Source organism: Actinomycetota bacterium (assembly GCA_035536535.1).
Classification (GTDB): domain Bacteria; phylum Actinomycetota; class JAICYB01; order JAICYB01; family JAICYB01; genus DATLNZ01.
Genome location: DATLNZ010000073.1, coordinates 15,007 through 40,920, shown reverse-complemented (window position 1 = coordinate 40,920; position 25,914 = coordinate 15,007). Strand labels below are relative to the sequence as shown.

General features: G+C 69.0%; 31 protein-coding genes and 1 tRNA gene. 15 read left to right on the top strand and 17 right to left on the bottom strand.

Going from position 1 to position 25,914, the window contains the following annotated elements; genetic code table 11:
* From VNE62_04655 to VNE62_04615, 9 genes are all read right to left on the bottom strand, one after another.
* A partial coding sequence (locus VNE62_04655; GenBank protein HVE91581.1) for an SDR family oxidoreductase occupies positions 1–498 on the bottom strand: 498 nt, incomplete at its 3' end.
* Positions 495–1,724 (bottom strand): beta-ketoacyl-ACP synthase II, encoded by a 1,230-nt coding sequence (fabF, locus tag VNE62_04650; protein HVE91580.1) that lies wholly within the window; start codon positions 1,722–1,724, stop codon positions 495–497. The genes VNE62_04655 and fabF, both read right to left, overlap by 4 nt.
* Positions 1,721–1,963 (bottom strand): phosphopantetheine-binding protein, encoded by a 243-nt coding sequence (locus VNE62_04645; GenBank protein ID HVE91579.1) that lies wholly within the window; start codon positions 1,961–1,963, stop codon positions 1,721–1,723. The genes fabF and VNE62_04645 overlap by 4 nt, the downstream gene beginning before the upstream one ends.
* A gap of 18 nt (positions 1,964–1,981) precedes the next feature.
* Entirely contained in the window at positions 1,982–2,716 is a 735-nt protein-coding gene (fabG, locus tag VNE62_04640; GenBank protein ID HVE91578.1) for a 3-oxoacyl-ACP reductase FabG, read from the bottom strand.
* The gene (locus VNE62_04635; protein HVE91577.1) at positions 2,710–3,669 is read right to left on the bottom strand and encodes a beta-ketoacyl-ACP synthase III; all 960 of its coding nucleotides are present in this window, start codon (positions 3,667–3,669) and stop codon (positions 2,710–2,712) included. The genes fabG and VNE62_04635 overlap by 7 nt, the downstream gene beginning before the upstream one ends.
* The gene (locus tag VNE62_04630; protein HVE91576.1) at positions 3,666–3,974 is read right to left on the bottom strand and encodes a lipoyl domain-containing protein; all 309 of its coding nucleotides are present in this window, start codon (positions 3,972–3,974) and stop codon (positions 3,666–3,668) included. Before VNE62_04630 ends, VNE62_04635 begins: the two co-directional genes overlap by 4 nt.
* Positions 3,943–4,821, bottom strand: coding sequence for an ACP S-malonyltransferase (locus VNE62_04625; protein HVE91575.1), 879 nt, complete (start codon positions 4,819–4,821; stop codon positions 3,943–3,945). The genes VNE62_04630 and VNE62_04625 overlap by 32 nt, the downstream gene beginning before the upstream one ends.
* A 2-nt stretch (positions 4,822–4,823) precedes the next feature.
* Positions 4,824–5,054, bottom strand: coding sequence for a hypothetical protein (locus VNE62_04620; protein ID HVE91574.1), 231 nt, complete (start codon positions 5,052–5,054; stop codon positions 4,824–4,826).
* The gene (locus tag VNE62_04615; protein ID HVE91573.1) at positions 5,051–5,626 is read right to left on the bottom strand and encodes a sigma-70 family RNA polymerase sigma factor; all 576 of its coding nucleotides are present in this window, start codon (positions 5,624–5,626) and stop codon (positions 5,051–5,053) included. The genes VNE62_04620 and VNE62_04615 overlap by 4 nt, the downstream gene beginning before the upstream one ends.
* 93 nt (positions 5,627–5,719) lie before the next feature.
* Between VNE62_04615 and VNE62_04610 the strand changes: the two genes are divergently transcribed.
* Entirely contained in the window at positions 5,720–6,157 is a 438-nt protein-coding gene (locus VNE62_04610) for a VOC family protein (GenBank protein ID HVE91572.1), read from the top strand.
* Between the two features lie 19 nt (positions 6,158–6,176).
* Here VNE62_04610 and VNE62_04605 read toward each other — a convergent pair whose 3' ends face one another.
* The gene (locus VNE62_04605; protein HVE91571.1) at positions 6,177–6,719 is read right to left on the bottom strand and encodes a GNAT family N-acetyltransferase; all 543 of its coding nucleotides are present in this window, start codon (positions 6,717–6,719) and stop codon (positions 6,177–6,179) included.
* Entirely contained in the window at positions 6,712–7,227 is a 516-nt protein-coding gene (locus VNE62_04600) for a GNAT family N-acetyltransferase (protein ID HVE91570.1), read from the bottom strand. The genes VNE62_04605 and VNE62_04600 overlap by 8 nt, the downstream gene beginning before the upstream one ends.
* Before the next feature lie 85 nt (positions 7,228–7,312).
* Here VNE62_04600 and VNE62_04595 point away from each other — a divergent pair, with 85 nt between their 5' ends.
* Genes VNE62_04595 through VNE62_04585 form a run of 3 tightly spaced genes read left to right on the top strand, consistent with a single transcriptional unit; the run spans position 7,313 to position 9,974 of the window.
* On the top strand, positions 7,313–8,029 hold the full coding sequence (locus tag VNE62_04595) for a response regulator transcription factor (protein ID HVE91569.1): 717 nt from the start codon (positions 7,313–7,315) through the stop codon (positions 8,027–8,029).
* Complete coding sequence (locus VNE62_04590) at positions 8,026–9,405, top strand: HAMP domain-containing sensor histidine kinase (protein ID HVE91568.1); 1,380 nt, start codon at positions 8,026–8,028, stop codon at positions 9,403–9,405. The genes VNE62_04595 and VNE62_04590 overlap by 4 nt, the downstream gene beginning before the upstream one ends.
* A complete protein-coding gene (locus VNE62_04585) occupies positions 9,402–9,974 on the top strand; it encodes a GerMN domain-containing protein (GenBank protein HVE91567.1) in 573 nt (190 codons plus the stop codon). The genes VNE62_04590 and VNE62_04585 overlap by 4 nt, the downstream gene beginning before the upstream one ends.
* On the opposite strand, the gene VNE62_04580 is transcribed toward VNE62_04585, so the two are convergent.
* The 3 genes from VNE62_04580 to VNE62_04570 are packed head-to-tail and all read right to left on the bottom strand — an operon-like array spanning position 9,975 to position 12,071.
* Positions 9,975–10,181 (bottom strand): hypothetical protein, encoded by a 207-nt coding sequence (locus VNE62_04580; protein HVE91566.1) that lies wholly within the window; start codon positions 10,179–10,181, stop codon positions 9,975–9,977.
* Between the two features lie 46 nt (positions 10,182–10,227).
* Positions 10,228–10,989, bottom strand: a complete 762-nt coding sequence (locus tag VNE62_04575) for an inositol monophosphatase family protein (protein HVE91565.1) — start codon at positions 10,987–10,989, stop codon at positions 10,228–10,230.
* Between the two features lie 17 nt (positions 10,990–11,006).
* On the bottom strand, positions 11,007–12,071 hold the full coding sequence (locus tag VNE62_04570; GenBank protein HVE91564.1) for an alanine racemase: 1,065 nt from the start codon (positions 12,069–12,071) through the stop codon (positions 11,007–11,009).
* 74 nt (positions 12,072–12,145) lie between these two features.
* Between VNE62_04570 and VNE62_04565 the strand changes: the two genes are divergently transcribed.
* The 8 genes from VNE62_04565 (at position 12,146) to VNE62_04530 (ending at position 18,299) form a co-directional block, all read left to right on the top strand.
* Complete coding sequence (locus tag VNE62_04565) at positions 12,146–12,532, top strand: phage holin family protein (GenBank protein HVE91563.1); 387 nt, start codon at positions 12,146–12,148, stop codon at positions 12,530–12,532.
* The gene (locus VNE62_04560) at positions 12,505–12,912 is read left to right on the top strand and encodes a hypothetical protein (GenBank protein ID HVE91562.1); all 408 of its coding nucleotides are present in this window, start codon (positions 12,505–12,507) and stop codon (positions 12,910–12,912) included. The genes VNE62_04565 and VNE62_04560 overlap by 28 nt, the downstream gene beginning before the upstream one ends.
* Before the next feature lie 61 nt (positions 12,913–12,973).
* Positions 12,974–13,351, top strand: coding sequence for a DUF192 domain-containing protein (locus tag VNE62_04555; protein ID HVE91561.1), 378 nt, complete (start codon positions 12,974–12,976; stop codon positions 13,349–13,351).
* Positions 13,348–14,196 (top strand): 16S rRNA (cytidine(1402)-2'-O)-methyltransferase, encoded by an 849-nt coding sequence (gene rsmI, locus VNE62_04550; GenBank protein ID HVE91560.1) that lies wholly within the window; start codon positions 13,348–13,350, stop codon positions 14,194–14,196. The genes VNE62_04555 and rsmI overlap by 4 nt, the downstream gene beginning before the upstream one ends.
* A complete protein-coding gene (metG, locus tag VNE62_04545) occupies positions 14,193–15,710 on the top strand; it encodes a methionine--tRNA ligase (protein HVE91559.1) in 1,518 nt (505 codons plus the stop codon). The genes rsmI and metG overlap by 4 nt, the downstream gene beginning before the upstream one ends.
* Positions 15,707–16,528 (top strand): TatD family hydrolase, encoded by an 822-nt coding sequence (locus VNE62_04540; GenBank protein ID HVE91558.1) that lies wholly within the window; start codon positions 15,707–15,709, stop codon positions 16,526–16,528. Before metG ends, VNE62_04540 begins: the two co-directional genes overlap by 4 nt.
* Positions 16,525–17,364, top strand: coding sequence for a 16S rRNA (adenine(1518)-N(6)/adenine(1519)-N(6))-dimethyltransferase RsmA (gene rsmA, locus VNE62_04535; GenBank protein ID HVE91557.1), 840 nt, complete (start codon positions 16,525–16,527; stop codon positions 17,362–17,364). The genes VNE62_04540 and rsmA overlap by 4 nt, the downstream gene beginning before the upstream one ends.
* A gap of 53 nt (positions 17,365–17,417) precedes the next feature.
* A complete protein-coding gene (locus VNE62_04530) occupies positions 17,418–18,299 on the top strand; it encodes a 4-(cytidine 5'-diphospho)-2-C-methyl-D-erythritol kinase (protein HVE91556.1) in 882 nt (293 codons plus the stop codon).
* Here the strand turns inward: VNE62_04530 and VNE62_04525 are convergent.
* From VNE62_04525 to VNE62_04515, 3 genes are all read right to left on the bottom strand, one after another.
* Positions 18,296–19,264 carry a ribose-phosphate diphosphokinase gene (locus VNE62_04525; protein HVE91555.1) on the bottom strand — a complete coding sequence of 323 codons (969 nt, stop codon included), beginning with the start codon at positions 19,262–19,264 and terminating at the stop codon, positions 18,296–18,298. The two genes, VNE62_04530 and VNE62_04525, sit on opposite strands and share 4 nt — an antisense overlap.
* Complete coding sequence (glmU, locus tag VNE62_04520) at positions 19,264–20,721, bottom strand: bifunctional UDP-N-acetylglucosamine diphosphorylase/glucosamine-1-phosphate N-acetyltransferase GlmU (protein HVE91554.1); 1,458 nt, start codon at positions 20,719–20,721, stop codon at positions 19,264–19,266. Before glmU ends, VNE62_04525 begins: the two co-directional genes overlap by 1 nt.
* A tRNA-Gln gene (locus VNE62_04515) sits at positions 20,721–20,794 on the bottom strand. The genes glmU and VNE62_04515 overlap by 1 nt, the downstream gene beginning before the upstream one ends.
* Before the next feature lie 114 nt (positions 20,795–20,908).
* On the opposite strand from VNE62_04515, the gene VNE62_04510 reads away from it, so the two are divergent.
* The 3 genes from VNE62_04510 to VNE62_04500 are packed head-to-tail and all read left to right on the top strand — an operon-like array spanning position 20,909 to position 25,906.
* Positions 20,909–21,565, top strand: coding sequence for a 50S ribosomal protein L25 (locus VNE62_04510; protein HVE91553.1), 657 nt, complete (start codon positions 20,909–20,911; stop codon positions 21,563–21,565).
* A 12-nt stretch (positions 21,566–21,577) separates the two neighbouring features.
* Positions 21,578–22,171 (top strand): aminoacyl-tRNA hydrolase, encoded by a 594-nt coding sequence (pth, locus tag VNE62_04505; protein HVE91552.1) that lies wholly within the window; start codon positions 21,578–21,580, stop codon positions 22,169–22,171.
* A gap of 42 nt (positions 22,172–22,213) precedes the next feature.
* A complete protein-coding gene (locus VNE62_04500; protein HVE91551.1) occupies positions 22,214–25,906 on the top strand; it encodes an adenylate/guanylate cyclase domain-containing protein in 3,693 nt (1,230 codons plus the stop codon).
* Positions 25,907–25,914 lie beyond the last annotated feature (8 nt).

Genomic DNA, 25,914 nt, shown 5'->3' with positions numbered 1-25,914 from the left:
CTCGACGGCCATGTACCGGACGAGGCTCTCCAGAGCCGCTTTGGACGCACCTACCGCGCCGTAGGCCGGCAGGACACGCACCGACCCCGCCGACGTCAGGGCGACGATGCTCCCGCCCTGCGGCATAAGCCGCGCTGCCCTCTGGCAGCCGAACAGAAACGCGCGGGCGTTCACGTCCATGGTCCAGGACCATCCGCGCTCGTCGACGTCCATGAGCGGCTTCAGGACTCCCGACGCGGCGTTGGAGACGAACACGTCCAGGCTCCCGAACGTTTCCTCCAGCTCGGCGAACGCCCGCGTCAAGGAGGCGGGGTCGCCGGTGTGGACCTTCACGGCCACGGCCTTCACGCCCTCGTCCTCGATCTGCCGGCATACGTCAGCGGCCGCCGTCCGGTTGCGGAAGAACCCGGCCGCGATGCAGTAGCCGTCGCGTGCGAGCTGCAGGGCGATGGCTTTGCCTATCCCGCGCGATGCGCCGGTGACGAAGGCCGTCTTCACGGCACCGCCCGGAAGGCGAGGCAGGCGTTGTGTCCGCCGAAGCCGAAGGAGTTGGAGATGACCGCGTCGACCCGGCTGCTCCGCGGCGTGTTCGGCACGTAGTCCAAGTCGCAGTCGGCATCGGGGGTCGAGTAGTTGATGGTCGGGGGCAGCGTCTGGGTGCGCAGGGCCATGACGCTGAACGCGGCCTCCACTGCTCCGGCCGCAGCCAGCAGGTGGCCGGTGGACGACTTGGTCGAGGAGACAGGAGGGGCCTCCGCGAACACGGCCTTGATGGCCGACGTCTCGACCCTGTCGTTGAAAGGAGTCGACGTCCCGTGCGCGTTGACGTAACCGACGTCACCCGGGTTCAGCTTCGCGTCCTCCAGCGCCATCTTCATCGCCGCGACGGCGCCCGTCCCATTGGGGTCGGGCTGGGTCAGGTGGAACGCGTCGCAGGAGGCCCCATATCCGGCGAGCTCCGCCAGGATGTTGGCCCCACGACGCTCGGCGGCCTCATAGGACTCGAGCACGAGCACGCCTGCGCCCTCTGCCATGACGAAGCCGTCACGGTCGGAGTCGAACGGACGTGAGGCAGCGGCGGGCTCGTCGTTTCGCCTGGACAGGGCACCCATTGCGGAGAACGCGGCTATGGACAAGGGGGTGATCGCGGATTCGGCTCCCCCCGCGAGGACCGCATCCGCCGAGCCGTCCCGGACCATCCTGGCCGCCTCTCCGAGAGAGTGGGCCCCGGTCGCACAGGCCGAGACGGGGGCGTAGTTGGGGCCCGTCAGGCCCAGACGCATGGCTATCGCGCCGGGAGCCCCGTTGATCATCAGCAGCGGGATGACGAAGGGGCTGACCTTGGAAGGGCCGCGGTCGCGCAGGACATCGTGCTGCTGCTCCATCGTCTCCAGGCCCCCGACTCCGGACCCGACGACGACGCCCACCCTGTCGCGGTCGAAGGGCACGGACCCGTTCCAGCCCGCGTCGTCGACCGCCAGCTGCGCCGCGGCGACCGCCAGCTGGCAGAAGCGGTCGGACCTGCGGATTTCCCGAGCGTCCATGAACGCGCCGGGGTCGAAGTCCGACGCTTCCGCGGCGATCCGGACTCCGAAGCCTTCAGTGTCGAAGCGCGTGATGGGTCCGGCCCCCGAGCGTCCCTCGAGCAGGGCCTGCCAGGTGGCTTCCACCCCGGTGCCCAGAGGACCCACCACACCGAGGCCGGTGACGACAACGCGCCTCATGCGCGCGCGCCGGCCTTGCCGACCACGACGCGGACCGCGTCGCCGACCGTCTGAACGTCCTTGAGGTCGGACTCCTCGATGTCGATTCCGTACGCGTCCTCGATCTTCACGGACAGCTCGACGACATCAAGAGAGTCCAGTCCGAGTGCCTCGAAAGTGGCGTCCCCGGAGACCTGGCCGGGCTCGACCTGGAACTGCGCGAGCAGCTCGGTCAGCTTCACCATTACTTCTTGCTCCATGTCCTGTCTCTCCTTTTCCTAGGCGGTCATTCCGCCGTCCACACACAGCACCTGTCCAGTGATCGCCGCCGCCTCCTCCGACGTGAGGAACGCAGTCGCGGCGGCCACTTCCTCGGGGGTCACCAGTCGCCCGATGGGCGACTGCGCCGTCATAGCCGCGACCCGGTCCGCCGGAAGCTCCTCGGTCAACGCGGTCAGGACGAGTCCGGGTGCCACGGCGTTGACCGTGATCCCCTTGGCCCCCAGCTCTCGGGCCAGCGTCCTCGTCATCCCGATCAGACCCGCCTTGGCGGCAGAGTAGTTGGCCTGGCCGGGACTGCCCCGCAGCCCCGCCACCGACGAGATGTTGACGATGCGCCCCCAGCGCTTCGACAACATCCCGCGCAGGGCGCGGCGGGTGGCGTGGAACGGGCCGTCGAGGTTTGTTCGGATCACGTCGCTCCACGCGTCCGGCTTCATCAGCACCGCGAGGCCGTCTCGGCGCGTGCCCGCGTTGTTGACCAGGACCTCCACCGGCCCGGCCTGCTCGGCGGCCGCGAACATCTCGTCGACGCCGGTGATGGTGCCGACGTCGCCGGCGGCCGTGATGGCCGTGCCGCCCGCGACCTCGATGAGCCTGCACGTCTCCTTGGCCCCCGCCTCGTCGCTGCGGTAGTTGACCGCCACGGTCCTTCCTTGGTCTGCGAGACGCAGCGCCACGGCGCGCCCGATGCCTCGCGACGCGCCGGTGACCAAAGCGACGCCGGTCACCATCGGACCACTCCGGCGGACCACAGGAAACCGGACCCAAAGGCCACGAGGAGAACACGCATCCCGCGCCGCAAACGGCCGCTACGCGCGGCTTCCGCAAGGGCGATCGGGATGGACGCGGCGGAGGTGTTGCCGTAGCGGGCAATGTTGCACACGACCTGCTCCGGCTCCAGCCCCAGCCGCTCACCGAGCGCTTCGATGATCCGGCCGTTGGCTTGGTGCGCCACGAGCAGGTCGACGTCGCGGGGGTCGGACACGGCGGTGGCGGCCTCCGCCATTCGGTCGATCGCGTGGCGGTAAACGTCCTGTCCGCGCATCTGGACCGTGTGGGCATGCTCCTCGACGGACTCGGCGTCCGCGGGCCGCCTCGAGCCTCCCGCCGGAATCAGCAGCCAGTCGGCCTTGGCTCCGTCGGAGCCCTGGACGAACGGACCGATGCCGCCTGATCCACGGCCGACCACGACCGCTCCGGCGCCGTCGCCGAAAAGCACGGCGGTTCGCCTGTCGGACCAGTCCATCACCCTGCTCATCGTCTCCGCGCCGCAGACGACGACCGTTCTCGCTTGGCCGGAGTCAACCGTTGCCGCAGCCAGCGCAAGCGCGGACACGAAGCCGGTGCACCCGGCGTTCACGTCCACCGCTCCGGCAGACGTCGCACCGAGCTCGTGCTGCACGATGGGAGCGGACCCCGGCATCGGGTAGTCGGGGGTACACGTCGCGACCATTACCAGATCGACCTCTCCAGCCTCGACGCCTGCGTCGTCCAGAGCCTCCTTCGCGGCGGCAACGGCGAACGTCGAGGTCGCCTCGTTCGGGGCGGCGACCCTTCTCTCCTGGATGCCGGTGCGGCGTCTGATCCAGGCGTCGTCGGTGTCCAGGGTCGCCTCGAGCTCGCAGTTCGGGACCCGCCGGCTCGGAACCGCCATGCCGCATCCGAGGACGGTTGCGCCGGTCACTCGGCCTCCACGTGACACAACGCCGTCCCCGGACGAACGCGCTGCCCATCCAGGACCAGGTAGTCCACGAGCCAGCCGTCGCAGGGCGAGGGGACGTCGATCGTTCCGTCGCCCGTCTCCAGAGTCCCGAGAACCTGTCCCGCCGACACCCATTCGCCCTCAGCTGTGAACGTCATCGGAGCCGCGTGCACGAACTTTCCGAAGGCCGGGGAAACGACGATCCGGTGGTGCGTGTCGGCCAGCGCGTCCTGCGAGGACGCAGCTGCGCCTATGTCAGCGGGTGCCTCCCGCGACAGGAGCTCCATCCCGCACCTCCTCCCGCAAGATGCGCTTGACGAGCCCCGCCAGCACGTTGCCGGGCCCTGCGTCGTGGAAGTCGGCCACCCCCGAGTTCCGCATGCCTCGAATGGTCGCGGCCCACTCGACCGGCTCCGTCAGCTGATCGATCAGAGAAGCCCTGATGGCGGAAGGGTCGTCGAGGACCCGGGCCCGCGTCGATGACCAGAACGGCAGTCGCGGACGCTTGATGTCCACTGCGTCCAGCGCTCGCGTCAGGCTTGGCACGGCCAATCTCATTGCGGACGAATGGAAGGGACCCGACACCTTCAGCATCCGGACCTTGGCCCCGGCCTCAGCAGAGAGCCTCGTCACTTCCTCCACGGAAGCGTTCGGACCGGTCACCACCACGTGTCCCGGGGCGTTTTCGGCGGCTATCGATGCCCCCGTCCTGGAGCAAATCGACCAAACCAGTTGCCGGTCGAGCCCGAGCACCGAAGCCATGCGACCCGGGCACTCGGCCGTCGCCCGCTCCATAGCGTCGGACCTTTGAAGGACCAGCCAGAGCGCGTCGCGCAGGGTCAGGCTGCCCACATGGACGAGAGCCGAGTATTCGCCGACGCTGTGGCCTGCGGCGGCGCAGAAGGCGTCGCCGTGGTCCAGGGCGGACAGCGCACTGACGAGCACGATCGCCGGCTGGGCCCAGCGTGTGCAGTCCAGGGTCGCGGACTCGCAACGGCCTGAGTCGCACAAGGCCGCAATGTCGAAGCCGACCACGGTGGAGGCCTCAACGAAGGCGTCCGGATGGCGATCCCGCAGGCCCGAACCCATCCCTGCGTGCTGGGCCCCCTGTCCGGGGAAAAGAACCGCCCGCACCGTCAGGCTGCCCTGCCGGAGCGCCTGGACCGGGTAAGGCGCACTCCGATGACTGCCGCCAGCGCGGCGGCCCCCGCAAAGGCGCCTCCGACGAAGTACAGGCGCCGGTTGTGGGGCAGTTCGTGGGGATCTTCCTGCGATGACAGGATCCGGTCCAGCAGCCTCGCGGCCAGGTCCGGGCCGGGCTCGGGCCTCGGAAGCGCCCTTACCAACAGAAGCTCTACATCGTTCACAGGCGCACCCCCCGTTCGACCAGCCGAGGCCGGAGTCTCTTAAGGAGCCTGTGGATCCGGACTCTTATCGCTCCGTCCGAGGCGCCCGTCACGTGCGCGATCTCCTGGGGAGCCAGGCCTTCGACGTAGCGCAGCTCGATGAGCTCGCGGTCCGCCGCGGGGAGCTCGTCGACGATCGACCTGACGATGAGGCGGAGCTCGCGGTCGGCGGCTCCGGCTGCGGGGTCGGGCGCGTCGTCCAGCTGGTCCGGGATCTCGGACAGGGGAATTGGGGTCCGCCGACTCACGCGGCGGTACGTCGCCAAGGTGTTGTGGGCGATGCGGAACAGCCAGGCGCGGTAAGAGGCGCCCTCGCCCCGGAACTGGGACGCGCCCCTGTACGCCTGCATGAACACCTGCGCCGTCAGGTCCTCGGCCTCCTCGTGGGGGGCCTGGTACCGCATGTAACGGTGGACGGGGCCGAGGTAGCGGCGATACAGCTCTGTAAAGGCGTGGTTGTCGTCGGCGGCGCCCTGCGCGAGGATCTCGTCGGGAGTGTCCGCGCGTGACTGCGCCCTGAGAAGTTGCACCATGACCTTTACAGACGCGGCTGCCTGCCTTCCGTTACATCCGGCCGGGGGCCCTGGCGGCGAGACGTTATCCTGCGACCCGACAAGGAGGTGCACATGGCCGTGCCGGCGCGGATCAGCATCGTGACCCTTGGAGTCGAGGACGTGGAGCGGTCCTCCCGCTTCTACGAGGACCTCGGGTGGAAACGGTCCTCGGCCTCCAACCCGCATATCGCGTGGTTCATCACCGCCGACTCGGTCCTGGGCCTGTTCCCGTACGACTCGCTGGCGGAGGACGCCACCCTCCCGGCGCCCGTTCCCCGGCCGGCGTTCACCGGTATCACCCTGGCCATCAACGTCGAGTCGCCGGACGACGTGACACGGGCGCTGGACGAGGCGGTCCAGGCCGGGGGCCGGATCGTTAAGCAGGCCGCTGCAACCGACTGGGGTGGATTCTCGGGTTACTTCGCCGACCCCGATGGCTACGCGTGGGAGGTCGCCCACAACCCGGCCTTCACGATCGGCAGGGACGGTTCGCTGGAGCTGCCCGAGTAGCCGTAGGCTCCGCGGTCCCCTACCAGACGTCGCCCACCCGCCAGTCGCAGCTGATCGGCCGCGTCAGGTCCAAGTCGGGGGTGGACGGCGTCCGAAGGATGTAGAGGCCGTAGTCGTCCTCCTCAGTCCGAAGCCATCCCTGCGGCGTCCTGGCGTAGGTCGGTCCCTGCCACTGCTCCCACCCCAGCCGCTCGTAGAACGGGCCGGACCCCGTCGACAGCCCGCCGAGCTCATATGTCGAGTGGATGTGACGTTGTGCCGCGTGCATGACCTCCGTCCCCAGTCCCCTGCCCTGCAGGTCCGGGCGGGTGGCCACCGCTTCGACGAACCCGGTCGCCAGCTCGAGCTCGGGGGTCGACAGGGGGCGGGGGACCACGGATGCGTGCGCCACGGGTGCGCCTCCCCGGAAGACGATGAAGTGGCGACCCCCGCTCGCGTTGTCCCAGTCATGGGGGGAGAAGCGCAGGCCATAGGCCAGCTCCATGAGTTCCAGTAGCGACCCGACCAGTTCAGGCGACAGCGCCTCGAGCTCTACGCAGGTGTCGTCCAGATCCTCAATCATCGAACTTCTTCTCGTACCAGGCGACGTCCCACCAGCGTCCGAACTTCCGGCCCTGCTCGCTGAACAGGCCCGACAGCCGGAAGCCGAGCCGTTCGTGCAGCCGCACGGATGGCTCGTTCGGCAGGGCGATGACGCCGTAGGCGCGATGGACGTCCTCACCTGCCACAAGGTCCATCAACGCGGAGTAAAGGCTGGTCGCGATGCCGCCCCTGGTTGCCTGCTGAGCCACGTACACGGTCGTCTCGACGGACGTCTCGTAGGCCCTGCGCGGACGATACGGGCTGCTGGTGGCCCACCCCACAACCCGGCCCCCGGACTCTGCCACCAGAAAGCGATATCTCCCGCGGACTTCGAAGGTACCGAACCACTCGTGGCGCGTGTCGATGCCCACGGGCTCCACGTCGAACGTGCAGTGGGACGTGAGCACGTAGTGGTTGTAGATCTCGTTGACCGCTGCCAGGTCTCCGGCGGTTCCGTTGCGAATCCCGAGTGAGCGCACGCGGATCATGCCTCCTCCTCATGGTCACCGCCGGCGGCGGAGACGGCTAGAGCATCGCACTCCGGGAACACGCCGCCTGCGGGACACTTGTCCCATGACCACCGGCCCCCGCCTTCTTGTCGTCGACGATGACGAGCGAATCATCGAGATCATGCGTGTTGCGCTGGAGGAGGAGGGCTACCGGGTCGATACCGCGGGGGACGCCGAGCAGGCCCTGCAATCGATGCGGGTGAACCGTCCGGACCTGCTCGTGCTGGACGTCATGCTCCCCGGACGGGACGGGTTCGAGCTGTGCCGCGAGATCCGAAAGTCCTCCAGCGTCCCGATCGTCCTGCTGACCGCGAAGACCGACACGATCGACGTCGTGGTGGGCCTGGAGTCCGGAGCGGACGACTACGTCACAAAGCCTTTCGAGATGCGCGTGCTGGTGGCCCGGCTGCGGTCGCTGCTGCGTCGGGCCCGGTCCAGGGAGGGGGCGGAGAGGATCCTTCACCTCGGCCCCCTGGAGATCCGTCCGGACGAAGGCGTGGTCCTCAAGAACGGGGCCTCGCTGCCGCTGACGCGCACGGAGTTCAGGCTTCTGTGCACGCTGGCGTCGAGGCCGTCGCGGGTGTTCAGCCGGGAGCTTCTGCTCGAGGAGGTGTGGGGTTACGACTACTTCGGCGACGCCCGGCTGGTGGACGTGCACATACGGCGCCTGAGGTCGAAGGTGGAGGACGACCCGGCCCACCCGGTCCTGGTCCAGACCGTTCGTGGCATGGGCTACAAACTGTCGGAGGCACAGTCCAGGGGGGCCGAGGGCCCGCCGTGACACTGAGGCTGCGGATTGCGGCTGCCTTCTTCGTCGGGGCCCTGGTCGTGTCGGCGTTTGTCGCCGGTTCCACGTACGCGCTGGCCCGCACCTACATGACGCGGCAGCGCACCGACGCCGTGGTCGGGTCCAGCTACAACAGCCTTCGCTACGCAAGGGAGTACCTCGCGCGTCCGGACCATCCGCTGGACCAGCTCGTGGAATCGCTGCGCGCACGGTCAAACGCCGACGTGCTCGTCACGGACGGACGCAGTCCCGTGGTCGCGTCGGTGTCGCTGACCCCGGAGGCCATACCGTCGGAACTGATTCGAGTTGTGGAGCGCGGGCAGGTCGGGTACACAATCCTGGACTCCGACCCGCGCCGTCTGGCGTTCGGCTCGCCCATTCCCTCGTCGAACCTGCACGCGTACCTCGTTTATCCGATCGACGACCTGGATGCGACGCTGGGCCTGCTCGCCCAGATCCTGTTCGCCGTGGTGGCGGGGGCCGTCCTGGTCGCGGCGCTGGTCGGCCTGCGTCTGGCCCGACGGACGATAGAGCCGCTGCGCCGGGCCAGTGAGGCCGCGCAGCAGGTGTCCAAAGGGCTGCTCGACACCCGCCTCGAGGTGACAGGGCGCGACGAACTTGGGGTGCTGGCTTCCTCTTTCAACTCGATGGCCTCGGCTCTGCGAGAGCGGATCCTGCGTGAAAGGCAATTCGTCTCCGATGCCTCCCACGAGCTGCGGACCCCGCTCACCGCGCTCAAAACATCCGTGGACTTCCTGGCCGACCACGCCGACGCCCTTCCGTCGCGATTGCGCCCGGTGGTCGGGCTGGCCGCCGAGGAGGTGCGTTCCCTGCAGAGGCTCGTGGACGACCTGCTGGAGCTCTCACGGATGGAGGCCGGTGGAGTCCAGCCGGCCGCGGAGGACGTCGACCTCGGTGCGTTCGCCGTCGAGGTGGCCCGCAGGCGCGCACCCGGACGTCCGGTCTACGTGACGGCCCCTGATGACCGCTGCGTGGTCCGTACCGACAAGGCGAGGCTGGAGCGGGTGGTCGGCAACCTCGTGGAGAACGCGGTGGTCCATGGAGAGGCGCGGGACATCGAGATCGCCGTCCGGCGCTCGGTCGGATGGGTGTCGCTGGAGGTGGCCGACCGGGGGCCGGGCATCCCGCCGGAGCACGTGCCGCGCATCTTCGAGCGCTTCTGGCGTGCCGACGCCTCGCGCCGTCGCGGGGGACTAGCGGGCGCGGGCCTCGGGCTCGCGATCGCCAGGGAGAACGCCCACGTGCTGGGGGCCGAGCTGGACGTGGAGTCGTCCAAGGAGACCGGCACGAAGTTTACGGTCAGGCTCCCGATGGGCGACGCGGTCCCGGCCGCAACCGGACAGCCATGATCCGGGCCTACGGACTCCGGCTAACCGGCCTTGGCGCCATCCTGTGCCTGGCCGCCGGCTGCGGCGCGCCGTCGGGCGTCAAGGTCATCGAGGACCTGCCGCGTGACCTGTACGCCTCACCCACCCCGGTGCGGATCGAGCCACCGGCCGACGACGTTCGCGTGTTCTTCGCGAGGGGTGCGGCTGTGGAGTCCGTCGGGCGCCGGGTCGAAGCTCCCTCGAGGCCTAGCGAGGCCGCCATGACCGCCCTGCTGGCCGGCCCCCACCCGGACGAGGCGGCGGTCGGCCTCAGGACCGTGATTCCCCAGGGGACCGGCCTGCTCGGGGTCCAGCTGTCCGGTCCCGTGGCGACCGTGGACCTGTCCCGCGAGTTCGAGCTGGGGGCCGAGCAGGGGGTGCTCGTCCTGCGTCTGGCTCAGGTGGTTTTCACGTTGACCGACCTCGCCAGCATCGAGCGGGTGAGGTTCATGATCGACGGGGTGCCGGCCGACGTCGTCGCGCAGGACGGTGCGCTGCGTCAGGAGCCGGTTTCTCGCAGCGACTACTCGGGACTCGGTCCCGCGGCCTGATCAGATGGCTGGGCGAATGCCCTCGTCGACGGCGCTGCGTGCGAGGTGGGCCTGGTAGCAGCCTCGGTGGTAGCTGTGGTCGTCCACCCAAACGAGCACTTCCCTGGGGACCACGATGTCGCCGTGGCAGAAGTCGCACTGTCCGACGGGCGTGGCGCCGGAAACGGACGTGATCGAGGCGCCTTCAGGGACTGGTGAGCCTGCCATTGCGATAACCATGCCCCCGGGACATATCGGTCACGGGTCGCCGATGTTACGGCTCCATGACATTCAGCCCCAGCGACTCGAGGGCCGCTTCGTGGAGCAGCCCGTTGGTGCTGAGCGCTGAGCCCCCGTCCGGCCGCCTGGCCCCGGACAGGTCGGTGAACCTTCCCCCCGCCTCCTCGACGATCACAAGCAGGGGGGCCAGGTCCCACACGTTGACCTGAGGCTCTGCCATCACGTCCACATGCCCCCCCGCGACGAGCATGTGGCCCCAGAAGTCGCCGAACCCGCGGCTCCATCGAGCAGTCCGGATCAGCCGCAGAAAGCCTTCGCCCCTGCCGTGCTTCTCGAAGCTGCTGAACGAGCCGTAGGAGACCCTCGCCTCCGGCAGGCTGGAGACGCCCGACACGGACAGCGTCTCACCGTTGCGACGGGCCCCCGAGCCTCTTGCGGCCTCGTAGCGCTCGGCGATCGCTGGAGCGCTGACCACCCCAGCTACGACCTCGCCCCGCTCCTCGAGCGCGATGAGCGTCGCCCAGACCGGGATCCCGAACGAGTAGTTTTTCGTCCCGTCGATCGGGTCCAGGATCCAGCGACGCCCGGACGTCCCAGCGGCCGCCCCCTCCTCCTCGCCCACGACCGCGTCCCGTGGAAAGGAGGCAAGGATCTCCTGCCGAAGCGCCTTCTCGACGGCTTCGTCCGCCTCGGTGACGGGACTGCCGTCCTGCTTCATGCGCACCCCGGGGTTCATCCGGAAAAACCTCATGGCAATCGAGTCGGCGACGTCCGCCAGGTGGTTGGCGAACCGCAACTCTCCGCTCCAGGCCGTCACGGCCGTTCTGCCCGCTTGGCCACCCCGTATCCGCGCGCCTCGACCGGCCACACGTCGACCACGTCCGTGTCGCGAAACGCGTAGATGACGTCGTGCAGGTTGACCGTGGGGTCGACGTGCGAGGGACGCAGCCACATCCTGTCCCCAGGACGGGAGCTGAATCCCTCTCCGGTCGCCAGCGTGGTGTGCTCGTCGGACAGAAAAAGCACATTCGCCGGCGTCCCCTCGTGAAGCTGAGGGCTGCCATGGTCCACCGCGAGCGCTTTGAGCCCGCCGTCCAGCACGGCGATCGGTCCCTGGACGCTGAGGACCGTGCACAGGACCCCGAGCGCCTCCTCGAACGGCAGGCCGTAACCGGAGTACGTCGTGTCCATCAGCGCATAGCTGCCGGCCTGCACCTCGGTCACCCCGGGGGCCGTCCCCGTCGTGTCGTAAGTCCCGGTGCCCCCTGCGCTCACCACCGACACGTCCAGGCCCTCGGCGGACAGCTCCGCGGCGACCGACACCAGGACTTCCACCGCCTCCCGCGCGGTCTTGTCGCGCAGCTCCCGGTCGGCGATGGCCATGGCGTGACCCTCGTAGCCCATCACTCCTCTGAAGTTGACTTCTGTTTCGCTGATGGCCAGAGCCAGCTCCAGCGCTCCGGCACGGTCCACCCCGCATCTCGGCAGCCCGACGTTGACGTCGACCAGAGCGGCGATGGGAAGGTCGCGCACGAGGTCCAGGGCCTCGCGGGAGTCGATGGCCACGGTGACGAGCGCGGAGTCGCTCAGCCGGCGCAGGCGCTCGCGCTTGGTGGGGTCGAGGATCTCGTTGGCGATGAGCAGGTCGCCGAACCCCCTGGCCGCCATGACCTCGGCCTCCCAGACGGTGGCACAGGTGAAGCCCTCGCAGCCCGCGGCCGCCTGGAGCTTGGCTATGGCCGGGGTCTTGTGCGCCTTGACGTGAGGGCGCAGCGACGCGGGCCGCGCCTCGAAGAACGACGCCATCACCCTCAGGTTCCGATCGAGGACGTCCACGTCCACACACAGCGCCGGAGTGCCCACGTCTGTGAGCTTCATCGGGTTGGAGGTCGCTCCGGGCTGCGCATCACACGAGTATCCTGCTCGACGTCGCCGACTACAGCGAGGTGAAGATGGCGGAGGTCTCGACCAGATCGACCGGGGAGCTCATTCGCGACGTCGCGGACGACCTGCGGATGCTCGTCCGAAAGGAAATGGAGCTCGCGCGTGTCGAGCTGGTGGACTCGCTCTCATCGAAGTTGAAGGGAGCGGGGCTGATCGCCGCGGGGGTTCTCGCCGCCTTTCCCGGCCTGCTGTTCCTCGCCGTGGCACTCGCGGTGTGGCTGCCGGTGGGCACAGCGCTGGGTTTTCTGATCGTAGGCTTGATCATGCTGGCCCTGACCGCCCTGGGTGTCGTTCTGGGAGCCAGGGCCCTGAAGGAGAAGTCCGGCGGTGTGGGTACCTCGGTGGAGTCGATCAAGGAGGACGTGAGATGGGCTCGCGGGCATCTCAAACGCTGAAGGAGATCGAGGACCTGAGGACGGGCCTGGACGAAAAGCTCGACGAGCTCGAGAACCGCGTTCCGGCGGTGGCCAAGGTCGGCAAAAAGGCCGTCGGGATGCTGCTGGGCGGCGGCGCCAGCGGGTCTGTTTTGTGGATGGCGATTCGCCGGAAACGGACGAAGAAGAAGGTCGACGAGGCCGTCTCGCAAACCCAGGCTCCTCCCCCGGCTCCCGTCGTCGTGAACGTGATTCCACCGCAGGCGGTTGCGCTCGGAATCGCCGCGGTCGCCGTCTGGGCGGGGATCCGGCTGATGGAGGCCAGGAGGAAGTCCAAGGAGGAGTCCGGGTCCACGCGAGTGCTGCGCGCCGCCCGGCCGGGGGGCGCCGCGGCTTCCTGACGCCTCCGGTGGGCTCGAGACCCCGGCGCAAGAGCCTCCTCCTGGACCTACCATCGCAAGCGTGGAAGCAGTTACGCGCGCCCTGCACGGCCGGTGGTCGCTGCACGCGCCCGGCGGTGTGCTCGCCGCCCGGCTGACCGTTGCCGCCACGCCGCTCCGGCGTATGAGGGGTTTGCTGTGGCGGCCCGTCCTTCGGCCCGGCGAGGCCCTGCTGCTGCATCCGTGCTCACAGGTCCACACGTTCGGTATGCGCTACGTCATCGACGCGGTGTTCTGCGACGCTCAGCTGCGGGTCGTCGCGGTCCACACCCTGCCGCCCTGGCGGTTGTCCCGGACCTACCGACAGGCCAGGTGCTGCATCGAGGCGCCTGCCGGATCCGCATCGGCGGCCGCCGTCGTGGAAGGCTGCCGGCTGGACCTCGTCGAGGAAAGCGGGTGAGCACCCAGAACTCCGGCCGGCTCTACGTGGTGGCGACGCCGATTGGCAACCTCGCCGACATCACCCTCAGGGCGTTGACCGTGCTGTCGTCGGTTGATGTCATCGCCGCGGAGGACACGAGAACAACCCGGAGGCTGCTTGTCCATCACGGCGTCGAAGCGAAACTGGTGTCCTACACCGAGCACAACTCCGACTCCCGGACCCCCGAACTGCTCGGACGGATGAAGGAGGGCGAAAGCGTGGCCCTGGTCTCGGAGGCCGGGACCCCGACGCTGTTCGACCCCGGTCTGAGGCTCACCAGGGCCTGCATCGACCAGGGGATCCCGGTGGAACCGGTCCCCGGCGCGTCTGCGCTTCTCGCGGCACTGGTCGTCTCCGGGCTGCCGATCGAGTCGTTTGCGTTCGAGGGATTCCTGCCCCGGCGTCAGGGCGAGCGGCGCCGGCGGCTCGAATCGCTGGCGGCTGATGTCCGGACGCTGGTGTTCTTTGAGTCGCCGCATCGCGTCGAGGCATCCGTCGCCGACATGCTGCTGTCTCTGGGCGACCGCCGGTGTGCTCTGTGTCGTGAGCTCACCAAGGTCCACGAGGAGGTGCGGCGGGGCTTGCTGTCGGAGGTCCTGGAGTCGCTGCGACTGGACCCCGCCCGTGGCGAGATCGTGGTGATCGTCTCGGGGGCTGCTCCCGCTGAGCCGGACCTCGAGTCGGCGGCCGCGTCGGCTCTCGAGATGCACAGGTCGGGGACCAGCCTCAGCGACGCGGCCCGGCAGACGTCCGAGCGGACGGGGGTGCCCAGGCGCGCGCTGTACCATCGGGTCCTGCGGCTGCGCGACGAGGACGCACAGTGACCAAAGACACCTGGTACGTCACCACGCCCATCTACTACGTCAACGACGTTCCCCATCTGGGGCACGCGTACACGACGGTCGCGTGCGACTTCCTGGCGCGCTGGCACCGACTCCACGGACGCCGCGTCCACTTCCTGACCGGCACCGACGAGCACGGTGCCAAGAACGCGAAGGCGGCCGAGGAGCGGGGGCTGACGCCGCGTGAGTGGGTGGACCAGGTCGTCGTCCACTGGAAGCAGCTGTGGGAGCGCCTGGAGATCTCCCACGACGACTACATCCGAACTACCGAGCCGCGCCACATCGGTCCGGTGGGCAGGTTCATGACGGCTCTGCACGAGACCGGCGACGTCTACCTCGGCTCCTACGAGGGCCTGTACTGCGTGCGCTGCGAGGAGTTCAAGACCGACACGGAGGCCGAGGGCGGGGTGTGCCCGATCCACAAGACACCGGTCGAAACGCTTGCCGAGGACAACTATTTCTTCCGTCTGTCCGCCTACACCGACAGGCTGCTGGACCACTACGAGTCCAACCCGGGCTTCGCTCAGCCGGAGCGGACCCGCAACGAGGTCCTGGGACGCATCCGCCAGGGGCTGCGGGACATCCCGATCTCGCGTCCGACGCTGAAGTGGGGAATCCCGGTGCCCTGGGACGACAAGCACGTGATCTACGTGTGGATTGAGGCTCTGCAGAACTACATCACTGCGATCGGCTACGGGACCGACGACGAACGCTTCAAAAGGATCTGGCCCGCGGACGTCCACATGATGGGCAAGGAGATCATCTGGCACCACGCCATCGTCTGGCCGGCAATGCTGATGTCCGTCGGGCTCCCTTTGCCGAAGACGGTGTTCGCGCACGGCTGGCTGCTCGCCGGAGGAGAGAAGATCGCGAAGTCCGGTCGCTCGATCGCCCAGATCTCGCCGCTGGAGCTCATCGACCAGTTCGGCGTCGACGCCTACCGATACCACTTCCTCCGCGCGACGTCGTTCGGCGACGACAGCAACTTCTCGATCGAGGACATGGGTGCGCGCTACACCGCCGACCTCGCCAACGACCTCGGCAACCTCGCCAGCCGCACGGTGGCGATGGTCGACCGATACTTCGGCGGCGTGGTACCGGAGCCCGGAGAGGTCCAGCCGCCGGAGCAGGATCTGCTGGACCGGGCCGGTGCGGCGGGCCCGTCCGCCGATGCCCTGGTCGGCCAGTACAGGATCAACGAAGCGATCGGGTCGGTCTGGGAGGTGATCCGTCACGCCAACCGCTACCTGGTCGAAAGGGAGCCGTGGAAGCTCGCGCGGGACGAGTCCAGCCTGCCGTTGGTCGGTTCGGTGCTGAACACCGCGGCGGAGTCACTCAAGACGGTGGCGGCGCTCTTGTGCCCGGCCATGCCGGGCGCCATGTCCGAGCTGTGGTCGCGTCTCGGGCTGGAGGGGCCTCCCCGGCTGGACGCGCCCCCTCTCGCGGGAGCCCGGGTGCGTCCAGGCGACCCCCTGTTCCCGCGCCTGGAAGGTTGAGCGGGCCGGCGTCCGGCGGGTTTCCGGCCGAGACGCCGCTGGCCGACTCCCACTGTCACGTAGCCCACGTGGAAGGGTCGCCGGACGAGGTCGTGCGACGGGCGACGGAGACTGGAGTGGCCCTGGTGGTGGACGTCGGGATGGGCCTCCGCGAGTCGGCTGAGTGCGCGGCGCGGGCAGGCGCTTCGGATGGTGAGGTGTTCGCGTGTGTGGGCGTGCACCCCAACGAGCTGAACGACTTCCTCTCCGACCCCCCGGGGTGCATGGAGGTTCTCGCCGGGCTTGCCCTCGCCGGCGGAGTCGTGGCGGTCGGCGAGACGGGGCTGGACTTCTACCGCGACCGCTGGTCGCCGGCCGAGCAGGAGGACTGCTTCACGGCGCATATCGCTCTGGCCAAGCAGACGGACAGGACGCTGGTCATCCACTGCCGCGAAGCACACCAGCGCGTGCTGGAGGTCCTGGAGGCCGAGGGGGCGCCGGACCGCGTCGTGATGCACTGCTTCTCGGGCGACGCGGCTCACGCGCGGCAGTGCGCCGACCGAGGTTGGTGGTGCTCGTTTGCGGGCAACATCACCTACAAGCGCAACGACGATCTGCGGCTGGCCGCGCAGGAGGTACCGGACGAGCTGCTGCTCGTCGAGACCGACGCTCCCTACCTCGCGCCGCACCCCCACCGGGGAAAGCCCAACTCGCCCGCACTGCTCCCGCTGACGGCGGCGGCTCTGGCCGGCGTGCGTGGGATCCCGGCCCCCGAGCTGGCCGGGACGCTGTGGCACAACTTCCACCGGGCGTTCGGGCTGCCGGTGCCGCGGTCGTGACGTCCGGACCCCCGACCGCCACCACCGCGCGGGACCTTCTCGACCGTCACGGACTGCACACGCGGCGAAGCCTCGGACAGCACTTCCTCGTGGACCCCAACACGGTCCGCAAGATCATGCGGTTGTCCGGTGTGCGTGATGGCGACACGGTGCTGGAGGTGGGTCCCGGCATCGGTTCCCTCACATCTTCGCTGGCCGCCGTCGCGGCCCGGGTCGTGGCGGTCGAGGTGGACGAGGCGGTCGTTCCCGCTCTGCGCGAGGTGATCTCCGGGTTCGACAATGTGGACCTGGTCGTGGGCGACGCGCTGAGGATCGACCTGGAGGCCGCCGTCGGTGGCGACTGCCGCATGATCTCGAACCTGCCCTACAACGTGGCGACTCCGATCATGGCGCGGGTGCTGGACGAAGTACCCGCCGTGCGCGGGGGGCTGGTGATGGTGCAGAGGGAGCTCGGGGAGAGGTGGACCGCCCCACCCGGCTCCAGGACCTACGGCGCTATAAGCGTGAAGTTCGCGTACCACGCACAGGCACGTGTGGCCGCGGAAGTGTCGCGCCATGTGTTCATGCCTCCGCCGAAGGTCTCGTCGGTGCTGGTGGACTTCAGGCGCCTGGACGCGCCTGCGGTCGACGTCGGGCCGCACAAGCCGTTTTTGGACTTCGTCTCCCGCGCCTTCGGGCACCGCCGCAAGACGATTCGCAACGCACTGGTTTCGGCGGGCCTCGACTCCGCTGTGGTGGAGACCGCCCTGAGCCAAGCCGCCATCGCTCCCGCGTCGCGCCCTGAGGTCTTGGATCTGGACGACTACGCTCGGCTGTACCGGGCTATGGGGCAGTGAGGCGCTTTCGGGAACGTCCTCCACGCTTCGGTGCGGGGCCTCCGCCCTCGGTGATGGTGGACGCGGCCTGCAAGGTCAACATCGGGTGGTCGGTGGGTGGCGTGCGGCCGGACGGTTACCACGACGTCGCCGGCACCATCCAGACGATCTCGCTGCTGGACACCCTGAGGATCTCGACCGGTTGTGCCGACGCCGGCCATATGTGCGTCGAGGTGGAGGGTGCACAGGTGTCGCTCCAGGTCGAGCCCGCTGACTTCGAGGCCCTGGCGAACGAGGACAACCTTGTCCTTCGGGCGGCGCGGGAGGTGGCGACTTTGGCTGCACCTCTGCCCACCTCAATCCGGCTCCACAAGTCGATCCCGGTGGCCGCCGGTCTGGGAGGCGGCAGCGCCGACGCCGCCGCTGCCCTGGTCGGGCTGTGCGTCGCCTGGGGGGTGGACCTCGAGCCCGGCCGTCTTGAGTCGCTGGCGGTGGGACTGGGTTCCGACGTCCTGCCGATCCTGCTGGGTGGCCTCGTCCACGTGTCCGGTCGTGGCGAACGGGTGCGGTCGATCGGATCGGCGACGGACGGGTGGTTCGTGCTCGGCATCAGCCGGTCACAGCTTTCGACGCCGGAGGTGTACCGAGCGCTGGACGACCTCGGACCAGACCCTTGTCACGGCGATCAGCCTCGCCTGTTGCATACCAACGACCTCGAGGCGGCGGCGCTTTCGCTCTGTCCGGATACCGGGGATGGGGTGGCGGCGATGTCCGAGGCTGGGGCACCCGTGGTCTTCGTGTCCGGAAGCGGACCGGCCGTCGTCGGCGTCACCGCCTCGGAGGCGGAGGCGAGGCAGGTCGCGAGCCGGGCCTCCGGAGCGTTCTCGCGGGTCGTGGTCGCCCAGCCCGTGCCCTGGGGGGTGAGGCTCAGACTCGGCGCAGCGCCGGCGACCTAGGCGTTGTCGCCGCCGAAGATGCTGGATACCGACTCGTCTTCGAACACCGCCCGTATGGCGTCAGCTATGACCGGTGCGATCGAAACCACGTCGAGCTTCTCAAACCGCTTCTCGGGCGCAATCGGAAGGCTGTTGGTCACGACCACCTTTTTGATGACCGAGTTGCGCAGCCGGTCGACGGCCGGTCCCGAAAGCACCGCGTGGGTCGCGACCGCGTAGACCTCGGCCGCCCCGTGCTCTGCCAGAACCCGGGCGGCGTCGCACAGCGTCCCGGCCGTTTCGATGATGTCGTCCACGAGCACGCAACGGCGCCCCTGGACGTCACCGACCACATCCAGCGTCTCCGACACGTTGTGCCTGTTCGGGTCGCGCCGCTTGTGCAGGATCGCCAGCGGGGCCCCAAGAGCGTTGGCGAACTTGTCCACGAGCTTGGCTCGGCCTGCGTCCGGGGAAACCAGCATCATGTCGCCGCCGATCTCTTTGGCCAGGTAGTCCACCAGCAGCGGTCGGGTGGTCAGGTGGTCGAACGGAAAGTTGAAGAACGCCTGGATCTGTCCGGCGTGCAGGTCGGTGGAGATGACGCGGTCCGCCCCGGCGGTGTGGAGCAGGTCGGCCATCAGCTTCGCCGAGATGGGCTCCCGCGCCAGCGTCTTCTGGTCCATCCGTGAGTACGGGTAGAAGGGCAGCACGATCGTGATCCTGGCCGCCGAAGCGCGCTTCAGCGCATCGAGCATTACGAGGGTCTCCATGATGTGCTCGTTGACCGGAGTCACGTGGGTCTGGATCACGAACACGTCGGACCCCCGGACAGACTCCAGGAACCGCACGTAGATCTCCCCGTTGAGGAAGCGGTGGATGTCTACGTCCCCGAGGTTCACGTCCAGCAGCTTCGAGACGTCCTCCGCCAGCTCCGGGTGAGACGACCCCGAGTACAGGACAAGCTGCTTGCGAACCAGCAACTCCATCACGACCCCCTCTTCCGGCGCCCCGACTTTCTGCTCTTGTCTGCGGCCTCGCGCGGTTCCGACGGAGCCCTCGGCCTCGCCGGAACACCGTAGACCAGCTCGCCCGGCGGTACGTCGTGCGTGACCACCGATCCCGCCCCCGTCCGCGACCCGTCCCCGAGCGTGACCGGGGCGACCAGCATCGTGTCCGAGGAGATGTAGACGTCCTCGCCGATCTCGGTGCGGTGCTTGGTGCTTCCGTCCGGACCCGGCTTGAAGGGGTCGTAGTTGCAAGTGATCGTCCCCGCTCCCACGTTGGATCCGCGGCCGATGGTGACGTCGCCCATGTAAGCCAGGTGGGGGACCTTGGCCCCCTCGCCGACGTCGGCGTTCTTCATCTCCACGAACGTCCCGGCCTTGGAGCCCTCGTGCAGGACGGTGCCCGGCCTCAGGCTGGCGAACGGACCCACCTCCACGCGTGGGCCGATGCGGGCCGAGCGGGCAACGGCGAAGGCGATGCGGGCGCCGTCGGCGACGTCGCAGTCAACCAGACGCGCCGCCGGTCCGATCTCGCACGCCGCGCCCACCCGCGTCGCGCCTTCCAAAAACGTCATCGGGTGCAGCACGCTGTCCGGACCGACGGACACGCCGGCGTCCACGTAGGTGGTGGCGGGATCCACGACGGTGACGCCGGCGTCCATCAGCGAGTCGAGCACGCGCCGGCGCAGGATCGACGTGACCAACTCGAAGTCCCTGCGGGTGTTGGCTCCGAGCACCTCGCCCGGCTCCCCCTCGCGCGATGTCACCCCTCCTTTCGCGGCGAGCCTGCCGATGACGTCCGTAAGCAGGAGCTCGCGCTGGACGTTGGATGCACGAAGCCGCGGGAGCTCCGCGGCCAGCGAGTCGCGGGCGAAGGCGTAGCAGGACGCGTTGACCTCGCTGATCTGACGCTGCTCCGGCGTCGCGTCGCGCTCCTCCACGATTGCCTCGATGCGGCCGCCGCGCCGGACGATCCTGCCGTACGACCGGGGGTCCTCAAGCCGCGCCGTCAGGACCGCCGCCCCGGCTCCGCGGCGCCGACGCGCGGCGATCAGGCCGCCGATGCTGCCGGCCAGCACCAGGGGCGCGTCGCCCGCCAGCACGATCACCTCGTCACAGTCCTTCAGGGGGCCGAGCCCGCCCCGTGCCGCGTCCCCCGTCCCGCGCGGCTGCTTCTGGACGGCGAACTCGAGGTCAAACGGCAGCCCGATGCCGGCCAGGGCCGACTCCACCGCTCCTCCGGGCGGGACGACCAGGCAAGCCCGGCTGATCTTCTGCCTCCGGTGCACCTCCCGCAGCGTCTCGAGAACGTGGACCACCAGCGGCCTGCCTGCGGCCGTGTGCAGGACCTTGGGGGTCGCCGACCTGAACCGGACCGACCGGCCACCGGCCAGGATGATCGCGCCCACGCGGGGCTTGCGGGCGGGTGATCTCCTCATGGCTGGGAGGGGCGGACTCGAACCGCCATAACGGGATCCAAAGACCCGGGTCCTGCCATTGGACGACCTCCCACCGCGGCAAGTGTACGACCGGGGCCGGAGGCATCCGATGCCCCCGACGCGGTTCGTCGGGACCGGCGGCGCTTGCTACGCTGATTGGCCCGCAATCTCGAAAGGAACCCACCCCATGAAGGCCACGACCCTGTCCGTCCAGACCCGGGAGGGCACCGGCAGCAGCAGCGTCCGCAAGCTCAGGGCGCAGGGCATGCTGCCGGGCATCATCTACGGCAAGGGGATCGACACCCAGCAGCTGGCCGTGCCCCGGTACGACTTCATCCGACTGCTCCACGCGCACGGGACCCATGCTCTGGTGTCCCTCAAGATCGCCGGCGGCGGCGACTACCTCGCGCTCATCAAGGAGGTGGCGATCGACCCCGTCCGGCTGGAGGCGCTGCACGTGGACTTCCACCGGGTCGAGGAGAACAAGCCCGTCCACACAGAGGTCGAGGTCACGATTGTCGGCGATGCGCCGGGGGTCAAGACGGGCGGAGTCCTTGACCTCCACACGCGTTCGCTTTCGATCGAGGCGCTTCCGCGCTCCATCCCGGAGGCCATCGAGTTCGACGTTTCCTCCCTGGAGCTGGGCGACGTCGCGCGGGTGGGAGACATCCAAGCGCCCGAGGGTGTCACCATCCTGACGGACGCTGAGGAGACGCTGGTGACGGTCGTCACCCCCCGTGCCGAGGAGCCTCTCACGACGGTCGCAGCCGAAGGCGAGGAAGCGGGGGACGAGGCCGCTGCCGGCGAGACCGCAGGCGGCGAAGCCGAGGACGGCGCGGCCTAGGCCGCGCCAGCGGTGTTTCACCGGCACTCCCGCGACCGGTCCCTGCTGGTGGCGGGGCTCGGCAATCCCGGACCGGGCTACGCGCGGACACGGCACAACGTCGGCGCGGTGCTGGTGGAAATGCTCGCGTCGCGATGTGGGGCCGATCTCAGGCGCGTCAGGGGGCAGATCCGCTCCGGCGACTGCCATCTGGAGGGCAAGTCCGTGGCGCTGGCCATCCCGACGACCTTCATGAACGAGTCGGGCCCTCCCGTGGCGCGGCTGTTGCGCAAGGCCGGCGCGAAGCCGGAGTCGCTGCTGGTCGTCCACGACGAGCTGGACCTGCCCCTCGGACGCGTGAGGCTCAAGTCCGGAGGAGGGACGGGGGGCCACCGGGGTCTTGAGTCCATCGCCTCGTCCCTGCGGTCCAGGGACTTTCTGAGGCTGAGAATCGGAATCGGCCGTCCGCCCGTGGGGGTTGAGCCGCGCGAGTTCGTCCTTCGCCCCTTCACGCCCGACGAACGGCCGGTCCTCGAGAAGTCCATGGACGCGGCCCTGGAGGTTTTGCCGCTTCTGGTTTCCAAGGGCCTGGAAGCTGCGCAGACCCGGTTGCACACCGCCTCGTAGAAGGTCTTGGCCTCCGGCCGTCACCTCGTCTAGCGTGTGCGCATGCGGTATAAGGCGCCGGCTGGGGGCGACGGGTCGTCCGCGGTTTCGCTGCCGTCCGGCACCGTTACCTTCCTGTTCACCGACATCGAGGGATCCACCCGGCTGCTGGCCGCCCGGGGCGGGGCTTACCGGGATCTGCAGGAGGCCCACCGGGAGATCCTTCGAGCCGCGTTCGCGCGCCACGGCGGCATCGAGCTTGGAACCGAGGGAGACTCGTTTTTCGTCGTGTTCTCGACCGCCGGAGCCGCCGTGCGGTCGGCGGTGAACCTTCAGCGCGAACTGGAGGCGCACGACTGGCCCGAGGGCGCGAGGGTGCGGGTGCGTGCCGGCATTCACACGGGCGAGGCCTCGCCCGTGGCGGGACAGTACGTAAGCCTGGCCGTGAACCAGGCCGCCCGGGTGAGCGCGGCAGCCCACGGTGGTCAGATCCTCGTGTCGGAGACGACCAGGGCGCTGGCGGGGCACGATCTCCCGGAGGATGTGACCCTCGGCGACCTCGGCCCCCACATGCTCAAGGACCTCGCGCGGCCCGAGCGGCTCTACCAGGTCTGCCACCCTGGACTTCAAAGGGAGTTCCCACCGCTCAAGACTCTGGAGTCCAGGCCGCACAACCTTCCCGTGCAGCAGACTCCGTTCACCGGCCGGCAGCCCGACCTCGCCCGTGCGCGCGAGTTTGTCCTGCGGCCGGGACTGCGCCTGCTCACCGTCACCGGTCCGGGTGGCATGGGCAAGACCAGGCTGGCGTTGCAGGTCGCGGCGGAGTCGGCCGACGACTTCGCCGACGGTGTGTGGTTCGTCCCTCTGGCGTCGGTGACCAACGCCGAGGACGTGCCGCGGGCCGTCGCCCAGGCACTGGGGATACGGGAGAGCCCGGGGGCCGGGGCGGCGGAGTCCGTGCTGTCTGAGCTGCGCACGAAGCGACGCCTTGTCGTCCTGGACAACTTCGAGCAGGTGATGGAGGCCTCGTCGTTCGTCCGGGACCTGCTGGCCACGTGTCCGGACGTGACCGTGCTGGTCACGTCCCGCGAGCCCCTGCACCTGTCCGGCGAGCAGGAGATGCCTCTGCAGCCAATGGAGCTCCCGGCGACCACCGCCGCGTCGCTCGAGGATGTCTCGTCCAGCGACGCCGTCCGGCTCTACGTGCAGCGCGCGATGTCGGTCAACCCCGACTTCCAGCTCGACGAGTCCTCCGCGCCCGCCGTCGCCGAGGTCTGCGCGCGGCTGGACGGACTGCCGCTGGCGATCGAACTGGCCGCGTCGCGCTCAAAGGTGCTCGGCCCCCACGAGATGCTGTCCAGGATGGAGAGCCGCCTGGAGGCTCTTCCCCGGGGTCCGGAGGACCTGCCGGAGCGGCACCAATCGCTTCGCCAGACGATCGGCTGGAGCTACGACCTTCTCGATGAGGGCGAGCGAAAGGTGTTGCGCCGCGTCGCCGTGTTCCGCGGCGGGTTCGAGGCGGAAGCAGCCTTCGCCGTCGTTGGCGGGGGCCCAGAAATCGCCGACGTGCTGCACTCGCTGGTGGACAAGAGTCTGATCCGGCGTGCCGTGTCACCTCCGGGCGTCCTGCGGTTTGAGTTGTTGGAGACGATCCGGGAATTCGCGGGTGAGAAGCTGCACGAAACGGGGGAAGACGTCGACACCCGTCGACGCCACGCGGCGTGGTTTTTGAAACAGGCAGAGCGAGCCGACGCGCACCTAAGAGAGCGCGAACAGATCGTGTGGCTCCAAAGACTGGAGGCCGACCACGACAACTTTCGTGCCGTGCTGGAGCGGACCCTGATGGACGGGGCCGACCCCGCGCTGGGGGTGAGCCTGGCGGGGCGGCTGAGCAGGTTCTGGCGAGTGCACAGCCACTTCCGTGAAGGCCGGATGTGGCTGGCACGGTCCGTCGCCGCCTCTGCGCCCGGCTCCGCACAAAGGGTCATGAGCCTGCTGGGGCAGGTTCGTCTGACCCCCACGGGCACGTCCGCTCCCGTATCCCAAAAGGAGGGTTTGGCCGCGGTCGCCACCTCGCCTTCGGCTCCGACGATGCCCATCGCGGCCGCCGACACATCCCCTCCCGACCCCCGTGCTCGCACCTCGGGGGCTGTGAGCGATTTCATGAGTGGGTTCTCGACGGGACACCAGGGGGGGCCTGCGAGGTCCAAAGGGGACCGGGATGCCTGGCTCCGCGAAGCAGAGCAAACGGCCCGCGCGCTTGGTGATCAACGCCTGCTGCTGGACGTATTGGTCGAGGTAACGGACGTCGCATATCTGGATCCCACGCGCAGGCCCTTGGCCGACGAGGCGATCGCCCTCGCGCAAGCCTTGGGTGACGAGACGACTCTGGCGGACCTGGAGTACCGAGTGGAACGCACCAAGGGCGGGCCCCTCGCGTTCTTCCGCTCGCTGATGGGCCGGTCCCAGGTGGACGAGTCGCGGAGGCAGTTCGTAGAGGCGAGAGGCGACAAGACCGCTCTGGCCGGACTGCTCCAAGTGCGCGTCAGGTCGGGCAACGAAAGGCACAGAAAGGAGGCGGCCGGCGAGGCGCTCGGGCTCGCCCGAGAGCTCGGTGACCGCCGGCTGGAAGCCTCCTCTCTGATGACCCTCGGCACGATCAGCGGAAGCACGGGCGACCCGCACCTGGGCAAGTCTCTCCTCGAGCAGAGCCTGTCCATCTTCCGCGACCTGGAGGATGACGAGTCGGTCCGGACGAACCTGCGCGAGCTCATCTTCAACGATTTCAGGCGCGGCGACCGCGCCGCCGCCGATCACCACAGAGCCGAGATCTACCGGATGGCCGACGCCGCCGGAGACTCCTCCGAACGCTTCCTCATCGGTGTAATGGATCTGATCATCAGGCTGGACAGAGCCGGCGGCACGAGAACCGTGGTCGCCGGCGTTGCATGGTCGCTGGCGTTCGCCACGAAGCCCTGGGGCCACGGGTTGGCCGTACTGCTCAGCGTCATCGGATGGTTTCTGGCAGGAGGAGTGCGTCATCTGGTGGTCTCCAGGACGAGGAAGCTGGACGGGGCCAGTCGCTGGGTCCTCGGGGCCACACCGGCGTCCTTGCTGTCCTTTTGGCTGGGGCTGAAGACCCGCAGCGCCGGCGTGGCCTCGACCCTGCTTCTGGCGTGGCTGCTCGTGTGGGTGCTGAAGAGGCTCCCCGGGACCGGGCTGCCGCGCCTGATGGCCATCGCGGCGGCCGTCGCCGGACTCGTCACAGCGTGGACCGACCTGGCCACTGTTTCCCTCATTGGCCCTCCGGCAGCGGTGGTGGTGGTTTGCGTCCTGCTGGGGACGTTCGCGCGGAAGCTGCCGGGTCTCTGGCGCGCCACCTCGATCGGATGGCTGCTCATCGGGACCTGGGCCCCGATCGGCGCCATGCACGCGCTCGCCGTGTCGCGCACCGGCGGAGGCTTCGGTTTCGGTTTGTGGGGCCTGGCCGCCCTGCCTCTGGTCGTGCTGGGCCTTCTGCTCGTCGCGGGCGCCCTGGTGGTGCACGACCCCCCGTTGCGCTGGCCGGCATTGCTCGTCGGACTGACATCGCTCGGGCTGTTCCTCGCCCTTTCCAGCCCGCGAGTCCCCTCCGCGGCGGCCGCCGGTGTGGCCTTCGGACTGGCGTGGGCTGCAGTCGGTATGACGCGGATCTGGCTCAACCACCGGCCACTACCCCCAGTCACTCCGGACGAGGGCTCCCCGGCCCCCCGCTAGACTGGTCG

Coding starts and splice junctions, on each gene's coding strand:
- VNE62_04570 (HVE91564.1), bottom strand. CDS start 12,071: ATGAAGCTCACAGACGTGGGCACTCCGGCGCTGTGTGTGGACGTGGAC.
- VNE62_04645 (HVE91579.1), bottom strand. CDS start 1,963: ATGGAGCAAGAAGTAATGGTGAAGCTGACCGAGCTGCTCGCGCAGTTC.
- VNE62_04630 (HVE91576.1), bottom strand. CDS start 3,974: ATGGAGCTCCTGTCGCGGGAGGCACCCGCTGACATAGGCGCAGCTGCG.
- glmU (HVE91554.1), bottom strand. CDS start 20,721: ATGAGGAGATCACCCGCCCGCAAGCCCCGCGTGGGCGCGATCATCCTG.
- VNE62_04530 (HVE91556.1), top strand. CDS start 17,418: ATGGTGGACGCGGCCTGCAAGGTCAACATCGGGTGGTCGGTGGGTGGC.
- VNE62_04565 (HVE91563.1), top strand. CDS start 12,146: ATGGCGGAGGTCTCGACCAGATCGACCGGGGAGCTCATTCGCGACGTC.
- VNE62_04510 (HVE91553.1), top strand. CDS start 20,909: ATGAAGGCCACGACCCTGTCCGTCCAGACCCGGGAGGGCACCGGCAGC.
- VNE62_04560 (HVE91562.1), top strand. CDS start 12,505: ATGGGCTCGCGGGCATCTCAAACGCTGAAGGAGATCGAGGACCTGAGG.
- VNE62_04580 (HVE91566.1), bottom strand. CDS start 10,181: ATGGCAGGCTCACCAGTCCCTGAAGGCGCCTCGATCACGTCCGTTTCC.
- VNE62_04615 (HVE91573.1), bottom strand. CDS start 5,626: ATGGTGCAACTTCTCAGGGCGCAGTCACGCGCGGACACTCCCGACGAG.
- VNE62_04500 (HVE91551.1), top strand. CDS start 22,214: ATGCGGTATAAGGCGCCGGCTGGGGGCGACGGGTCGTCCGCGGTTTCG.
- VNE62_04610 (HVE91572.1), top strand. CDS start 5,720: ATGGCCGTGCCGGCGCGGATCAGCATCGTGACCCTTGGAGTCGAGGAC.
- VNE62_04525 (HVE91555.1), bottom strand. CDS start 19,264: ATGGAGTTGCTGGTTCGCAAGCAGCTTGTCCTGTACTCGGGGTCGTCT.
- VNE62_04605 (HVE91571.1), bottom strand. CDS start 6,719: ATGATTGAGGATCTGGACGACACCTGCGTAGAGCTCGAGGCGCTGTCG.
- VNE62_04600 (HVE91570.1), bottom strand. CDS start 7,227: ATGATCCGCGTGCGCTCACTCGGGATTCGCAACGGAACCGCCGGAGAC.
- VNE62_04585 (HVE91567.1), top strand. CDS start 9,402: ATGATCCGGGCCTACGGACTCCGGCTAACCGGCCTTGGCGCCATCCTG.
- VNE62_04595 (HVE91569.1), top strand. CDS start 7,313: ATGACCACCGGCCCCCGCCTTCTTGTCGTCGACGATGACGAGCGAATC.
- fabG (HVE91578.1), bottom strand. CDS start 2,716: ATGGTGACCGGCGTCGCTTTGGTCACCGGCGCGTCGCGAGGCATCGGG.
- fabF (HVE91580.1), bottom strand. CDS start 1,724: ATGAGGCGCGTTGTCGTCACCGGCCTCGGTGTGGTGGGTCCTCTGGGC.